This is a genomic window from Bacillus pumilus (genome assembly GCF_003431975.1).
GTDB lineage: Bacteria > Bacillota > Bacilli > Bacillales > Bacillaceae > Bacillus > Bacillus pumilus_N.
This window is the reverse complement of sequence record NZ_CP027116.1, coordinates 3,707,551-3,721,747: the sequence shown is the minus strand read 5'-3', so window position 1 is coordinate 3,721,747 and position 14,197 is coordinate 3,707,551. Positions and strand designations below refer to the sequence as shown.

General features: G+C 43.3%; 14 protein-coding genes. 10 read left to right on the top strand and 4 right to left on the bottom strand.

Annotation, left to right across the window (positions count from 1 at the left end; all coding sequences use genetic code 11):
* Positions 1-6 precede the first annotated feature (6 nt).
* The 3 genes from ribD to C5695_RS19300 are packed head-to-tail and all read right to left on the bottom strand — an operon-like array spanning position 7 to position 2,717.
* The gene (ribD, locus tag C5695_RS19310; protein ID WP_117732599.1) at positions 7-1,098 is read right to left on the bottom strand and encodes a bifunctional diaminohydroxyphosphoribosylaminopyrimidine deaminase/5-amino-6-(5-phosphoribosylamino)uracil reductase RibD; all 1,092 of its coding nucleotides are present in this window, start codon (positions 1,096-1,098) and stop codon (positions 7-9) included.
* Complete coding sequence (locus C5695_RS19305; RefSeq protein WP_117732597.1) at positions 1,085-1,846, bottom strand: GTP cyclohydrolase II; 762 nt, start codon at positions 1,844-1,846, stop codon at positions 1,085-1,087. Before C5695_RS19305 ends, ribD begins: the two co-directional genes overlap by 14 nt.
* A gap of 16 nt (positions 1,847-1,862) precedes the next feature.
* On the bottom strand, positions 1,863-2,717 hold the full coding sequence (locus C5695_RS19300; RefSeq protein WP_117732595.1) for a VOC family protein: 855 nt from the start codon (positions 2,715-2,717) through the stop codon (positions 1,863-1,865).
* A gap of 176 nt (positions 2,718-2,893) precedes the next feature.
* On the opposite strand from C5695_RS19300, the gene C5695_RS19295 reads away from it, so the two are divergent.
* The 5 genes from C5695_RS19295 to cydC all read left to right on the top strand — a co-directional run bounded on the left by C5695_RS19295 (position 2,894) and on the right by cydC (position 9,599).
* Complete coding sequence (locus C5695_RS19295) at positions 2,894-3,226, top strand: winged helix-turn-helix transcriptional regulator (RefSeq protein WP_117732593.1); 333 nt, start codon at positions 2,894-2,896, stop codon at positions 3,224-3,226.
* A 495-nt stretch (positions 3,227-3,721) separates the two neighbouring features.
* The gene (locus C5695_RS19285; RefSeq protein ID WP_117732591.1) at positions 3,722-5,137 is read left to right on the top strand and encodes a cytochrome ubiquinol oxidase subunit I; all 1,416 of its coding nucleotides are present in this window, start codon (positions 3,722-3,724) and stop codon (positions 5,135-5,137) included.
* On the top strand, positions 5,124-6,140 hold the full coding sequence (gene cydB, locus C5695_RS19280) for a cytochrome d ubiquinol oxidase subunit II (protein WP_117732589.1): 1,017 nt from the start codon (positions 5,124-5,126) through the stop codon (positions 6,138-6,140). Before C5695_RS19285 ends, cydB begins: the two co-directional genes overlap by 14 nt.
* Entirely contained in the window at positions 6,140-7,876 is a 1,737-nt protein-coding gene (cydD, locus tag C5695_RS19275; protein WP_117732587.1) for a thiol reductant ABC exporter subunit CydD, read from the top strand. The genes cydB and cydD overlap by 1 nt, the downstream gene beginning before the upstream one ends.
* The gene (gene cydC, locus C5695_RS19270) at positions 7,866-9,599 is read left to right on the top strand and encodes a thiol reductant ABC exporter subunit CydC (RefSeq protein WP_117732585.1); all 1,734 of its coding nucleotides are present in this window, start codon (positions 7,866-7,868) and stop codon (positions 9,597-9,599) included. The genes cydD and cydC overlap by 11 nt, the downstream gene beginning before the upstream one ends.
* Before the next feature lie 52 nt (positions 9,600-9,651).
* Here the strand turns inward: cydC and C5695_RS19265 are convergent, their stop codons facing one another.
* The gene (locus C5695_RS19265; RefSeq protein WP_233230884.1) at positions 9,652-10,689 is read right to left on the bottom strand and encodes a pectate lyase family protein; all 1,038 of its coding nucleotides are present in this window, start codon (positions 10,687-10,689) and stop codon (positions 9,652-9,654) included.
* Between the two features lie 470 nt (positions 10,690-11,159).
* Here C5695_RS19265 and sigY point away from each other — a divergent pair, with 470 nt between their 5' ends.
* The 5 genes from sigY (at position 11,160) to C5695_RS20730 (ending at position 14,091) form a co-directional block, all read left to right on the top strand.
* Positions 11,160-11,693 carry an RNA polymerase sigma factor SigY gene (sigY, locus tag C5695_RS19260; RefSeq protein WP_117732583.1) on the top strand — a complete coding sequence of 178 codons (534 nt, stop codon included), beginning with the start codon at positions 11,160-11,162 and terminating at the stop codon, positions 11,691-11,693.
* Positions 11,690-12,001 (top strand): YxlC family protein, encoded by a 312-nt coding sequence (locus C5695_RS19255; protein ID WP_117732581.1) that lies wholly within the window; start codon positions 11,690-11,692, stop codon positions 11,999-12,001. The genes sigY and C5695_RS19255 overlap by 4 nt, the downstream gene beginning before the upstream one ends.
* Positions 11,998-12,210 carry a transcriptional regulator gene (locus tag C5695_RS19250; protein ID WP_117732579.1) on the top strand — a complete coding sequence of 71 codons (213 nt, stop codon included), beginning with the start codon at positions 11,998-12,000 and terminating at the stop codon, positions 12,208-12,210. The genes C5695_RS19255 and C5695_RS19250 overlap by 4 nt, the downstream gene beginning before the upstream one ends.
* Positions 12,211-12,523: 313 nt before the next feature.
* Positions 12,524-13,894, top strand: coding sequence for an NADP-specific glutamate dehydrogenase (gdhA, locus tag C5695_RS19245; RefSeq protein WP_117732577.1), 1,371 nt, complete (start codon positions 12,524-12,526; stop codon positions 13,892-13,894).
* Between the two features lie 83 nt (positions 13,895-13,977).
* Positions 13,978-14,091, top strand: coding sequence for a hypothetical protein (locus C5695_RS20730; RefSeq protein WP_233230758.1), 114 nt, complete (start codon positions 13,978-13,980; stop codon positions 14,089-14,091).
* The last annotated feature ends 106 nt before the right edge of the window (positions 14,092-14,197 follow it).

Below are 14,197 nucleotides of genomic sequence, written 5' to 3'. Positions count from 1 at the left end.
AGTACGTTATTGATAAACGGGATAGCCCGTTATTTTAATATCTTTCCCAAGCGGTTCTACTGAAAGTTGATCCAATTCAATGGCATCACTCATGAGGCGTATGCCTTCGCCTCCGAAAAAGGAAGGAGAAAGTCTTCCGCCAATGAGTTTAGGTGCCATATAGATGACCAATTTGTCTACAAGCTGCTGTTCTAAAAATGAAGCGTTGACCTGTCCGCCGCCTTCAATCATGAGGGAGGAGACATTTTTTTCTCCTAGCACTTGAAGCACTTCTTGCAGGGGAACTCGCGTGTCGCTATCTGTTATAAAGACGCTCACGCCAGCTGCTTCTAGAGCGGCTCGTTTTTCCTCATCAGCTTGCTTTGTTGTAAAAATCCATGTGGGTGCCAGCTGGTCAGTGACAACCTTTGCTGTTAGTGGTGTTGACAGTTTAGAGTCTAAGACAATACGAATCGGATGGCGCCCATTTGGAATCCGTGCCGTTAAAGAAGGGTCATCATGAATAATGGTTTGAGCACCGACCAAAATCGCATCATTGATACTGCGGATGTGATGGGCATCATAACGAGATGTCTCAGCTGTAATCCACTTGCTGTCAGACGTAGCTGACGCAATTTTCCCGTCCAAGGTAATGCCTGCTTTGAGCGTCACGAACGGTGTTTTCTTCGTAATAAAATGGTTAAACACTTCATTCATGAGAATGGATTCCTGTTCAAGTACGCCTGTAATGACTTGGATCCCTGCATCTTGTAAAATGGCAATCCCGCGGCCAGCGACAAGCGGGTTCGGGTCAAGTGCCGCCACGACAACAGTTTCGATTCCTGCTTTCACAAGTGCTTCTGCACATGGACCTGTGCGACCATGGTGAGAACAAGGCTCGAGGGTCACATAAATAGTAGCTCCTTTTGCTTTGTCTCCAGCCATTTTGAGTGCGTGAATTTCAGCATGCGGTTCACCGGCTTTCATGTGGGCACCGACACCAACAATTTCATTGTCTCGCACAATCACAGCCCCGACGAGTGGGTTTGGAGATGTCTGACCTTTCATTGCCTGTGCATTTTCAAGGGCTAGATTCATATATCGCTCATGATGTGGCAATCGTATGCACCTCTTGCTCCGCCTTCATATGACCTGAGCGGTTGATTTTTGTTTGCAAGTATTTTTCATTAAACTCCGAGACATCACCCCAAAGTGGAATACGTCCAGAAAGAGATAGACCCGCATGACTGATGGCATCTGTCTTTTTTGGATTATTGGTAATGAGTCTGACCGGCTTTGTACGAAGTGTTTGAAGAACAGCGATGGCTTCTTCATATTGACGCGTGTCATCTTCAAAGCCGAGAGCTTCGTTCGCTTCTACTGTATCGTAGCCGTTTTCTTGAAGGATATAAGCCATGGCTTTAGTGAAAAGTCCAATACCTCGGCCTTCATGATTCGCTAAATAAAACAGTGCACCTGCACCATTGTCCTCAATCATTCGCATGGACTGCTTCAATTGGAACCCGCAGTCGCAGCGCTTGCTTCCGAAAATATCACCAGTGTGGCAAATGGAATGCATGCGGATAAGGGCTTCATCAGCTTGCTCGAAATCTCCATACACCAGCACGCTTGACTGCTGATGATCGGCAAGCTGGCGGGACGAGAGGCTTTCAATTAAAGCTTCATCAGACAATGGTTCTTTTCCATCGTCTTTTAACCATGAATACCAGTTGAACATCACGGTTCTGCCGTCTAAATTCACTGGCAGTTTAATGGGTCCAGTGATATATATATACCCGTCTTCTTGCTGTACTCGTTTTATTTTATCTTTTAAAATGGCTGTTTTAAGATCTGTGTGTTTGTCCATATTCTGCACCTTCTTTTTAGTCTGCTTCTTCAATCTGTAAACGAACGAGAACGCCAAATGGATCAACAAATTCGTTACTTTTACCTGTCGTTTTAACTTGAGTGCCTGCTTTGGTCAGACGCTCGAGGACGGATTGTCTGTCTGCTTCCTCTGGAAATACCAGTGTATAGCTTCTAATTCCTGAAAAACGTGGATCAATGGCTCCTTTTCTTCCGCGTCCCCATGCATTAAAGGCAAGGTGGTGATGATAGACGCCACCTGCAATGAATAAGCTTGCTGGTGGAGCCATTCGGATATGAAAACCAAGCGTATGGACATAAAAGGAATCAGCTTCTTCTGGGTTGAGATGGAAATGCAAGTGCCCCATGACTGTACCAGCAGGAAGTCCTTCCCACGTTGTATCAGCAGCCTCTTGTAGGAGACCATCTCCGTCAAGCGGTGCATTTCCGCCACCTTTCAGTTCTCCTTGCTCACCTACCCAAACGTCCTCAGGGCGATCAGCATATATTTCTACGCCAATGCCGTCAGGGTCACTTAAATAAATGGCTTCACTGAAAAAGTGATCACTTGCTCCAATTAAAGGATAGCCTTTTTTGATCACATGTGCCAGCCATGTGCCCAGGTTTTTTCTGGTAGGTAATAAAATAGCAAAATGATAAAGTCCGGGCTCATGATCGGGCTTCTTCTTGAGCTGTGCATCCTCTTTTAACAAAAGAATGGGTTCCTTTGCATGACTTCCGAGAGTGACGGTGGATTCCGTCTGTTTTATTATCGTAAATCCTAAAATGTCTGTATAAAAAGGTAAAGAACGCTCAAAGCTGGACACATGTAACTCTGTTACACCCAATCGTAGCTGTTCAATTGTCTTCAAGGTCGGTCATCTCCTTCATGATATATGCATCGGCATGTTCAAATGTTTTTGAAAATCTATAAAAATGAATACCTCGTTACTTAAAGTAACTAAACTATATAATAGTTAGTGACTTATTTCAAGTAATTAAATGTGCTATAATGAAAAAAAGAGAGAAAAGCAGGAGGGAATGAAGTATGGCTCAAGTAGATGGCTGTCCAATCACAGATGCCATGGAGATTCTAGGCAAGAAGTGGGTCATTCTCATCATTAATCAGCTTCTGACAGGCCCCAAACGTTTCTGTCAGCTTGAAAATGAAATGAACATCAGCGGCAGATTGTTATCTGAAAGGCTGAAGAATCTAGAAGCAGAAGGGCTCGTTGAGAAAAACGTATACCCCGATATTCCAGTACGGATTGAATATGCATTAACAGCGCAAGGGCAGAAAATTGAACCGATTATTCGTGAAATGTTTGCTTGGTCTTTAGAACGTAAAAATAGCAGAAAAGGGGAACAAGTCCCTTCCTAACCGATTTCGATCAGTCTGTCTGATCGAAATTTTTTTGTGTGATTTTCCAGATATCTAAGTCGATATCTCAGGCATCATGGAAAAGCGAGACCTGAAGGACTATTAAAAAATAAAATTACGTACTATGAAGTACAAGTCACTAGACCCGCTCTACAAAAAAAAGCCTAAAAAAGAAATAAAGCGCTGCGGCTCACATGCAGCGCTATTTTTTTGTTTTTTTATTTCCTGTCACATATTTTTGACAAAGTATTCAAACAACTGACACAATACCATCCAATTTTTAGGTAAAATTTACTTTATTTTTGAAGCGTATGGGTGTAAAGTACAGGTATAAATAACTAACCGAATGAAAAGCAAGAGTAAAATTTCACCGAGTAAACCATTTCAAACAGGCTATTATTTGTGAATCATTGAACAAATATTGAACATTTTGTGAAGTGATGAGCATAAATATCGAATCATTCGGCATGTGAAAGTAAGGGAGGATGTAAGGCTGTGAGTGAGCTGTTTTTAGCAAGATTTCAATTTGCTTCAACGACATTATTTCATTTCATTTTTGTTCCTATGTCAATAGGTTTGGTGTTCATCGTTGCATTGATGCAGACCCTTTATGTCGTCAAGAAAAAAGATATTTATAAAAAGATGGCGAAGTTTTGGGGTCACCTGTTCTTAATCAACTTTGCAGTAGGTGTGGTGACAGGGATTCTGCAGGAATTCCAGTTCGGGATGAACTGGTCAGATTATTCAAGGTTTGTCGGTGATGTCTTTGGTGCACCGCTTGCCATTGAAGCACTGCTCGCCTTTTTCCTTGAATCTACATTTATTGGACTTTGGATATTCGGTTGGGACCGTCTGCCGAAGAAAATTCATTTATTGTGTATTTGGCTTGTTTCCCTTGGTACGATCTTTTCGGCTTTTTGGATTCTACTCGCCAACTCATTTATGCAGGAGCCAGTTGGATTTGTCATTAAAAATGGCCGCGCAGAAATGAATGATTTTGGCGCTCTTGTAACGAACCCGCAGCTTTGGGTTGAATTCCCGCACGTTCTGTTTGGTGCGCTCGCTACAGGTGCCTTCTTTATTGCAGGAGTTAGTGCCTATAAAATGATCAAAAAACAAGAAATCGCTTTTTTCAAAAAATCATTCCAAATTGCCATGGTACTCGCTTTAGTTTCTGGCTTAGGTGTAGCGTTCTCTGGACATGATCAAGCGAAGCACTTAATGAAATCACAGCCGATGAAGATGGCAGCAAGTGAAGCCCTTTGGAAGGATAGTGGAGATCCAGCGGCTTGGACTCTATTTGCCAATATTGATACAGATAAAAAAGAAAACTCTACAGAGATCAATATTCCGTTTGCTTTAAGTTACTTGGCTTATCAGAAGTTCAGTGGAGATGTTCCAGGCATGCTGACACTTCAAAAAGAATATGAAGCCAAATTTGGTCCTGGAGACTACATTCCACCAGTGAAAACCACATTCTGGAGCTTTAGAATCATGGTTGGTGCCGGAATACTGATGATTTTTGCTAGTATGATTGGCTTGTACTTGAGCTTTAGAAAGAAACTCGAAACGAACAAATGGTATTTGCGTTTCATGGTGTGGATGATTGCGTTCCCGTTTATTGCGAACTCAGCTGGCTGGATCATGACAGAGATCGGGCGTCAGCCGTGGACCGTCTTTGGTATGATGACGACGGCTCAATCGATTTCGCCAAACGTATCGTATGGCATGCTGTTATTCTCAGTCATTAGCTTTACGACGATTTATTTGATTCTTGCCATCTTGCTTGCCTACTTATTCATTCGAGAAATTAAAAAAGGTGCACATTCGGAAGAGGATACAGATCAAAAGGATGAAACGGACCTGTCTACAGATCCATTTGATGGAGGCGCATATCATGGCATATCTTAACGAGATTTGGTTTATTCTTGTCGCAGTATTGTTTGTTGGATTTTTCTTCTTAGAAGGATTTGATTTTGGTGTGGGGATGTCCATGCAACTGCTTGGAAAGGATGCGCACGAACGCCGCATTTTAATTAATACGATTGGTCCTTTCTGGGATGCGAATGAGGTCTGGCTGATTACAGCTGGGGGCGCTATTTTCGCTGCATTCCCTCACTGGTATGCCACGATGTTCAGCGGATACTATATCCCGTTTGCAGTTCTGCTCTTAGCGCTCATCGGGCGCGGAGTCGCCTTTGAATTTCGAGGGAAGGTTGAGAAAGCCTCTTGGATCAAGGCGTGGGACTGGGTCATTTTCTTTGGCAGTCTGCTCCCGCCGTTTTTACTCGGTGTGTTATTCACAAGTATTTTACGCGGGATGCCGATTGATCAAGACATGAACATGTATGCTGGCTTTACGGATTTTGTGAACCTTTATTCAGTAATCGGCGGATTAGCTGTGACGGTTCTTTGCCTCCTGCACGGATTGATATTCGTCACACTTCGTACAGAAGGTGATTTAAGAAATCGTGCAAGAAAGCTTGGCCAGCGTGTCCTGCTCATTGCACTGCCAGTTCTTGTCCTTTTTGTCGGTGTATCTATCATGGAAACAGACATTTATACGGTACGCCCGATGATCACCATTCCGTTAACTGTACTCATTGTGGTTTGTTACGTAGCGGCTCTATTCTTTATGAGAAAAGAACGTGATGGCTGGACATTTTTCTTCACAGGTGCAGGCATCATGGTGACGGTCACCATGCTTTTCACTGCATTGTTCCCGCGCGTCATGATTAGCTCGATCAACCATGCATTTGATCTCACCATTCATAACGCTGCATCCGGATCCTATTCACTAACGGTGATGACGATTGTAGCCATTTCTTTGCTGCCCTTTGTGCTTGGGTACCAAATTTGGAGCTATTACGTCTTCCGTAAACGGGTCAGCGGTAAGGAGCCAATGACTTACTAATGGATAAACGTTTGCTTCAATTAAAAGGAATGAGAGGGCTCCTTGCCCTCTTAGGTATTGTGTCACTCATTCAAGGAGCAAGTATTATTTTCCAAGCACAGTGGCTGGCACATGCCATTACTACGCTGTTTGACGGGAAAAGCCTATCGCAGGCAACACCTTATGTCCTGCTGTTTCTTGCTGCCTTTCTTGTGCGGCACGGTCTCACCTTCATTCGGGAGAAGGTCATGTTTACCTACTCTTCCCGAATTGGAGCAGACGTCAGAAAACAGCTGTTAGATCAACTCTTTCGTTTAGGTCCAGCTTTCACAAAGAAAAAAGGAACAGGAAAGCTTGTCACATTAGCGATGGAGGGAATTGCTCAATATCGTCAGTATTTACAGCTATTTTTGCCGAAAATGGTGAATATGGCGGTTATTCCAGTGATGGTACTCATCTATGTTTGGACGTTAGATGAAACATCTGCTGTCATATTAATCGTGACGCTGCCGATTTTAATTGTTTTTATGATTTTGCTAGGTCTTGTTGCTCAGCGTAAAGCGGCCAAACAATGGAGATCGTATGAGAAATTATCCAATCATTTTACTGATTCTCTCCGCGGCCTTGAAACGCTTCGTTACTTAGGCATTAGCAAAAAACATTCCCGCAATATTGCGGAGGTGTCAAAGCGATATCGAAAGGCGACCATGAGTACGCTGAAGGTCGCATTTCTTTCATCATTTGCGCTTGTTTTCTTTTCCATGCTGTCGATTGCAACCGTTGCCGTCTTTCTTGGTTTGCGATTAATTGAAGGAGAGCTTCTGTTATTGCCGGCTTTGACGGCACTCATGCTGGCGCCTGAATATTTCCTGCCGGTGCGAGAAGTGGGAAATGATTATCATGCGACACTAAATGGAAAAGAAGCGAATGAAGCCATGCAGGTTATTTTAGAAGAAAAAGGCTTTCGCGTTCAGGACACACAATCTGTGCAACTGAATGAGTGGAACGAACAATCTGTACTCACACTGCAAGATATATGTGTCCTGCATGATGAGCATGCTCCTTATTCCATTCAGGATGTAGACTTCACGGTCAAAGGAAAGAAAAAAATCGGGATCATCGGTGCAAGTGGTTCGGGGAAATCGACATTAACCGATGTGCTCGGCGGCTTTGTTGAACCGACTTCAGGTCAAATCACGTTAAACGGCCAGCCGTTTGTTCATTTACAGATGAAGGAATGGCAAAAAGAAGTCGTCTATATGCCGCAGCATCCTTATTTATTTCACATGACATTACGAGAGAACATTCGTTTTTACGAACCAGACGCAACAGATGAAGAAGTGGAAAGAGCTGTGCATGAGGCTGGCTTATCTCAGCTAGTGATGCAGCTGCCAAATGGTCTCGATGAGGTCATTGGAGAACAGGGAAGAGGTCTCAGCGGCGGACAGGCGCAAAGAATTGCACTTGCGCGAACGGTACTCGGCCAGCGGTCGATCATGCTGTTAGACGAACCGACAGCGCATCTCGACATTGAGACGGAGTATGAATTGAAGAAAACGATGCTCCCGCTGTTTGAGGATAAACTGGTGTTCTTAGCGACGCACAGGCTTCATTGGATGCCAGACATGGATGAAATCATTGTCATGGATCAAGGAACGATTGCAGAAATGGGGACACATGAATCATTAATGGAAAGAAAAGGCGTGTATTATCAATTGGTACAGGAGCAAATGGGGGCGGTCACACATGGTCAGTAAAGGCTGGTTTATACCTTATATCAAGGAGAATCAAAAGCTGTTTGCCCTGGTTTTATTTTTAGGGGCCATTGCAGTATTCTCTGCTTCTATGCTGATGTATACGTCAGGATTTCTCATTTCAAAAGCGGCCACACGACCTGAAAATATACTCATGGTGTACGTCCCTATTGTAGCTGTACGTACCTTTGGTATTTCCCGCTCAGCTGCCCGCTACGCAGAAAGACTGGCGAGCCACCAGCTCATTTTGACCATGATTGAAAAAATGCGTGTCCGTCTGTATGACATGGCTGAACGAAGTGCGAAACAAACAAAGCTGGGTACAGGTGAAATGCTTGGGCTCTTGTCAGATGATGTTGAGAGACTGCAGGACGCCTATTTAAAAACCATCTTTCCATCCATCGGTGCGCTGCTTTTATATGCCGCATCCATTGGGGCTCTTGGTCTATTCTCGTGGCCATTCGCTGGACTGATGCTGCTTTATATGGCACTTCTCGTATTCGTTTTCCCATACGTCACCGTGCTAGTGAACCGGGCGAGACAAATTCAAATGAAAAAAGGCAGAAATGAACTGTACAGCCATTTAACAGATGCCGTCATGGGCGTTAGTGACTGGTTGTTTAGCGGCAGGCAGAAAGATTTTGTTGATGCATATGAACAGAAAGAAGCGCAGCTGTTAGCGCTTGAAGGAGCTAAGCACCGATTTATCCGTCTGCGCCAATTTTTTGCACAGCTCATAATTGGAGGCGCGGTTGTGCTTGTTGTGTATTGGAGCGGGTCAGTCGTTCAGTCAGGCTCGATGTCACACACACTGATTGCAGCCTTCGTGCTTGTACTGTTTCCGTTAACAGAAGCCTTTCTTCCGCTCTCAGATGCGGCAGGTGATATTCCAGTCTATCAGCATGCTGTCGGCAGACTGAATCATTATGAGAAGCAATCGTATGACGAGGGAGCTGATGGGCAGACAGAGGGTCCGTCGACCAGTTCTAACGATCAAGCTGTCTGTTTTGATCAAGTGTCCTTTAGGTATGATTCACACCAACATGTGCTAAAGCACCTGTCATTTTCACTGAAGCAAGGCGAAACACTCGCTCTTTTAGGAAAAAGTGGTGCAGGAAAATCGACTATTTTAAAATTGTTAGAAGGAGCCGTCGTGCCGAATCAAGGAAATGTCAGTATCCAGGGGAAAGCGGTACAAAGCATTCAAGAGAACGTATCCGCGTATGTGTCTGTGCTGAATCAACAGCCATATTTATTCGATACTTCTGTTTTAAACAATATTCGCTTAGGCTCTCCAAATGCGACAGAAGAGCAGGTAAAAGAAGCTGCGCGACAAGTGCAGCTCCACGATACCATTGAATCCTTGCCAGAGGGGTATCACACCGGTGTACAGGAGACAGGGGTTCGTTTCTCAGGTGGAGAAAGACAACGAATGGCGTTAGCACGGATTTTGCTGCAAAACACTCCAATTGTTGTATTAGATGAGCCCACCGTCGGGCTTGATCCGCGCACAGAGCGGGAGCTACTTGAAACCATCTTCCGTGTGTTAAAAGGAAAAACGGTCATTTGGATTACCCATCATCTCACTGGCTGTGAGGCATGTGACCGCATCATGTTTATTGAAGATGGACAAATTGAAATGCAGGGAGAGCATCAAGATTTGCTGAAAGAAAACCCGCGTTATCAAAAATTGTATGAGATGGATCGTCCGTTTTCTACAATATAAATAAATGAAAAGAACGTTCGGGCAGTAATTTCTGTCCGAACGTTTTGTGGTTTTAAGGGTTTACTTTTCCAACACCAGCATTTGATACCACTTCTGATTTGACATTGTTCACGTTAAGCAAAGAGTAGTGATAAGGAGGGTTGTACGTACCTGTAGAAGATGTTGGCAGACTGCCTGAGCTGTTAATATATGAGTTGTTGATGACATGCCATGTACCGACTTGACGGCTGTCCCAGCTGCCGATCGCATTTTTTGTATTTTCAAATATGTTGTGCTCAATTCTCATCTTTGCGCCCATCCGAGAGTTGATCGCTGTCGCATGGATGCCTTTATAGTAGTTGTTATACACGTGCCCTTCCCCGAAGCGCATAGACGGTACACGAGAGTTCAGGTTTTCAAAACGGTTGTTGTGGAAGGTAATTTTTCGGTTGTAGCTGTCGTTATCAGAGCTGCCCATGAGCATCGTTTTCCAGCTGTCATGAACATAGTTCCATGAGAAGGTAATATAGTCGGAGTCATTTTTCACATCAAATAATCCATCATAATCATCTTTACCCGAATTTAATGTATTGTACAGTTCATTATGGTCAACCCATACGTTTTTAGAAGCGCCTTCGATTCCGATGGCATCCTTGTCACCGATGTTGCTGTGATGGATTTTCAGGTTGCGGATAATGATGTTATTGGCACGCCATACTTTAATGCCAATTCCATTGAATTCACCTTTCGTGCCTTTGCCGACGATCGAGACATTGTTTGTATCTTTCACATCGATTTTATTGGCAGATGTATTAGAAGGGGTAATCGTCCCGTCGACAACAATTTTTAATTTTTCGTTAGTTCCTTTACTTTTGAGGGCAGCCAATAGTTCATTTCCAGTTTTGACTGTGACGGTTTTACCACCTTCACCGCCTGTTGTACCGCCATTTAATGTGGAGAATCCTTGTTGATTAAAATTGGCCATCATAGAAGGACTTTCTGGATACTTTGCTACCGCTTTTGCCTCCCCATTAGGTGCAAATAATGAAGTCACGAGACCAACCGCTAACACACCAGCTAACATTGGAACTTTTTTCTTCAAAGTCAACATCTCCATTCTATTTTGTTTTAATGTGAACGTTTCCAAAATAAGCTGCGATTTAGCTGCTTCTCCTTTCTTCGCTAGTATCGCCTTTTTGGAATGTAGGAAGAGCATAGCACGCAAAAAGGTATCATCGGCTAAGAATTGGCGGTGTTTATTCCATGATTTTCTAGAAAACTAAGGCCTTGATTATTTTATTTTCGTCTAAATGAGACAAGGATCATTGACGATAGGTATTGGGATGACCTAGTGATTATGGGGGAGAGCATCTCCGCTTGATAGAAAATCAGAACGCATCATTTTGTTAGAGGCGAAGGAATGTCATAATCATTACATAAGAAAAAAATGGATATTTAATGCTTCAAATACTGGACCAAAAGGGAGAAAAGCAAACAAACTAAAAAACAAAGGTTATTTTGAACGATGTCGCCATCCGTGTCGTCTAATAAATAAGAGAAGAAAAGGAAGGAGGGGTGTGTTTGGAGCAGACAGAAGAAACCTTATTGATTCAGCGGGCACAACAGGGGGATGATGCTGCATTTACAGCCCTTTATCGTCATCATTATTCCTTTGTTTACCGTTATATGATGAAGCTCACCCTTCAACAAGAGCTGGCGGAAGAAATCATGCAAGAAACGATGCTCAAAGCATACATGAAACTTTCTTCATTTAGAGGAGATTCCTTATTTTCAACATGGCTCATTTCCATTGCATCTAGACAATTTTTGGATCATCAGAAGAAAAGAAAACGTGAACAATTGAGAGAAGGAAAAACAAATCAAGAGACGATACGCCGGTTCAAATGGGACATACAGCAAAAGGGCCACCCATGGCATGACATGTGGGAAGCGCTAAACGAATTAAAGGCTCAGGAGAGAGCACCGATTATACTTCACTATTATTATGGTTTTACTTATCCCGAGATTGCTTCAATGCTTGGGATGAGAGAAGGCACTGTGAAGTCAAGAGTTCATCATGGATTAAAGAAAATTCGAAAGGAGTGGTCCCTATGAAGGAAGATCAGTTCACCGAACGATTAAAGGAAGAGCTACAGCAGCTAGATGAACAAATTGAAGTGGAAAAGCCAAGTGAGCATGCTGTCATGATGATGCTGAAGCAGGCGAAGGAACAAGAGAAAAGGCGCTTTAAACAAGAAGTTCTGGCGTACGTTCTTATCAGTGTGACCATTTTGGCACTATTTGTAGCTGTCATCACCCATTTGCCTATCATCTTCATCCTTCTCCAAATAGTGAGTGTGCCACTCTGCGTCGTTGTCGGCATCAAGGAATATCAACACATTAAAGGAGGGTCTTCTTTATGAGTCAGACAGAGTGGATCATTTTATTGTGTGCATTGCCGTTGCTATTTGCGCAGGGCCTCCTTTTATTTATGGATGCAAAGAAAAGAGGGCGTTATAAGTGGTTTTGGGGCATTGTCGGTTTAATAAACTTCCCATCTTCTTCTATTTTATATTGGCTTTGTGTCGTGTTACCTGATCGAAAAAAGGATGAAAAGATCCGAAAAGATTGAGTGGATGGCCTATAAAACTTTAGGCCTTTTTTTCAGGTTGAAGATCAACTAGAAATTCGTCATGATTCATCTATTTGTCAAAGATTGCGGGATATATAATGTCCAAATCATCATTTCTAGCACAATAGTCATTCTGCAAACGTTCCTTTTTCAAAACAATAGCTGCGGCTGCTTGATCCATCTCAATTCGGCATCGTTTTCATCTGTTATCAATATTGATCAGTTTTTACAAATGGTGTTAAATTAATCTCAATATGCGTTAGAAAATCTAACAGAAAAATGCGTGAAGATATACAAAGGAGGCAGATGAGACATGTTGACCTTAGATCGAGCGGCACAAACAGCACAAAGCTACATCCACCGTGTGTTAGAGGAGGTGGAAAGACGAAATCCTGGCGAGGAGGAATTTCAGCAAGCCGTAAAAGAAATTCTAGAATCACTCGTTCCGGTTTTTGCAAAACACCCAGAGTATGAAAAACAAGGGATTTTAGAAAGACTCATTGAGCCTGAGCGACTTGTGGTATTTCGTGTCCCATGGGTAGACGATGAGGGGAAAGTTCAAGTCAATCGGGGGTTTAGGGTGCAATTTAATAGTGCCATCGGTCCTTATAAAGGAGGCATTCGCTTCCACCCATCTGTCAATGCAAGCATTATTAAGTTTTTAGGATTTGAACAAATCTTTAAAAATGCACTGACGGGTATGCCGATCGGTGGAGGAAAAGGTGGATCTGATTTTGATCCTAAAGGGAAGTCTGACGGAGAAATCATGCGTTTCGTCCAGAGCTTTATGAGTGAACTCAGCCGTTACGTGGGGCCTGATCAGGATGTGCCAGCAGGTGATATTGGCGTAGGGGCACGCGAAATTGGCTATATGTTCGGACAGTACAAGAAAATGCGCGGTGCTTATGAGGCGGGTGTGCTGACAGGGAAAAGTCCAGGATTTGGAGGCAGCTTAGCGAGAAAAGAAGCGACGGGCTATGGACTGGTGTACTTTATGGAAGAAATGTTAAAAGCGCATGGACTGCAATTTGAAGGACGTTCAGTTGTTGTGTCTGGCTCAGGAAATGTGTCTATTTATGCGATGGAAAAGGTCATGGAGCTAGGCGGTAAGGTCGTTGCTTGCAGTGATTCAAGCGGAGTGATTTATGATCCTCAAGGCATTTCACTTGAGACCGTGAAGCAGTTGAAGGAAGTGAGCAATGAACGGATTGGGGCTTACATAAACATTCACCCGCATGCTGAATTGATTGAAGATTGTGAACAAATTTGGTCCATCCCTTGTGATATTGCGCTTCCTTGTGCTACTCAAAATGAAATATCTGAGATGCAAGCACAGCAGCTCGTGGGAAATGGTGTCATTGCGGTAGGAGAAGGAGCCAATATGCCCTCTACTCTTGAGGCAGTGAAAGTTTTTGAACAGAATGATATTCTATTTGCACCGGCAAAAGCGGCGAATGCTGGCGGTGTAGGTGTCTCGGCACTAGAAATGGCACAAAATAGTGCAAGAATGTCTTGGACATTTGAAGAGGTAGATGAACAGCTGAAACAAATGATGCAGACAATTTATCGTCAATGTACGGAGACAGCAGACGAATACGGACACTCTGGAAACTTAATAGTAGGAGCAAATATTGCAGGATTTCGCAAAGTGGCAGATGCGATGATCGCACAAGGCGTGATTTAACTCCTGCTCTCCCGCACCTGTTTATTTTATGACAAGATGGGGAATCGTCCCTATAAGAATGACAATAAGGAGGCGCGGGAGAAATGAAAAAATGGCTGAAACAAATTTTTAAGTGGGCACCTGTGATTTATCCAGTGGTGAGAAAAATATATAAAGAACGGAAAGCATCTAAAAGTCGTAACGTATCAGCCGGATAAACCGGCTTTTTTTTATGCAAGCATCCCCATTTTGCGATGAGAGAAAAAAATCACCGATTTGAATGATCCAAGTGATGCCTCTCTCCGTTAAGTACATAACAAACGG

Coding starts and splice junctions, on each gene's coding strand:
- cydB (WP_117732589.1), top strand. CDS start 5,124: ATGGCATATCTTAACGAGATTTGGTTTATTCTTGTCGCAGTATTGTTT.
- C5695_RS19305 (WP_117732597.1), bottom strand. CDS start 1,846: ATGGACAAACACACAGATCTTAAAACAGCCATTTTAAAAGATAAAATA.
- C5695_RS19250 (WP_117732579.1), top strand. CDS start 11,998: ATGAGTCAGACAGAGTGGATCATTTTATTGTGTGCATTGCCGTTGCTA.
- C5695_RS19265 (WP_233230884.1), bottom strand. CDS start 10,689: ATGTTGACTTTGAAGAAAAAAGTTCCAATGTTAGCTGGTGTGTTAGCG.
- C5695_RS19255 (WP_117732581.1), top strand. CDS start 11,690: ATGAAGGAAGATCAGTTCACCGAACGATTAAAGGAAGAGCTACAGCAG.
- C5695_RS19295 (WP_117732593.1), top strand. CDS start 2,894: ATGGCTCAAGTAGATGGCTGTCCAATCACAGATGCCATGGAGATTCTA.
- cydC (WP_117732585.1), top strand. CDS start 7,866: ATGGTCAGTAAAGGCTGGTTTATACCTTATATCAAGGAGAATCAAAAG.
- cydD (WP_117732587.1), top strand. CDS start 6,140: ATGGATAAACGTTTGCTTCAATTAAAAGGAATGAGAGGGCTCCTTGCC.
- gdhA (WP_117732577.1), top strand. CDS start 12,524: ATGTTGACCTTAGATCGAGCGGCACAAACAGCACAAAGCTACATCCAC.
- C5695_RS20730 (WP_233230758.1), top strand. CDS start 13,978: ATGAAAAAATGGCTGAAACAAATTTTTAAGTGGGCACCTGTGATTTAT.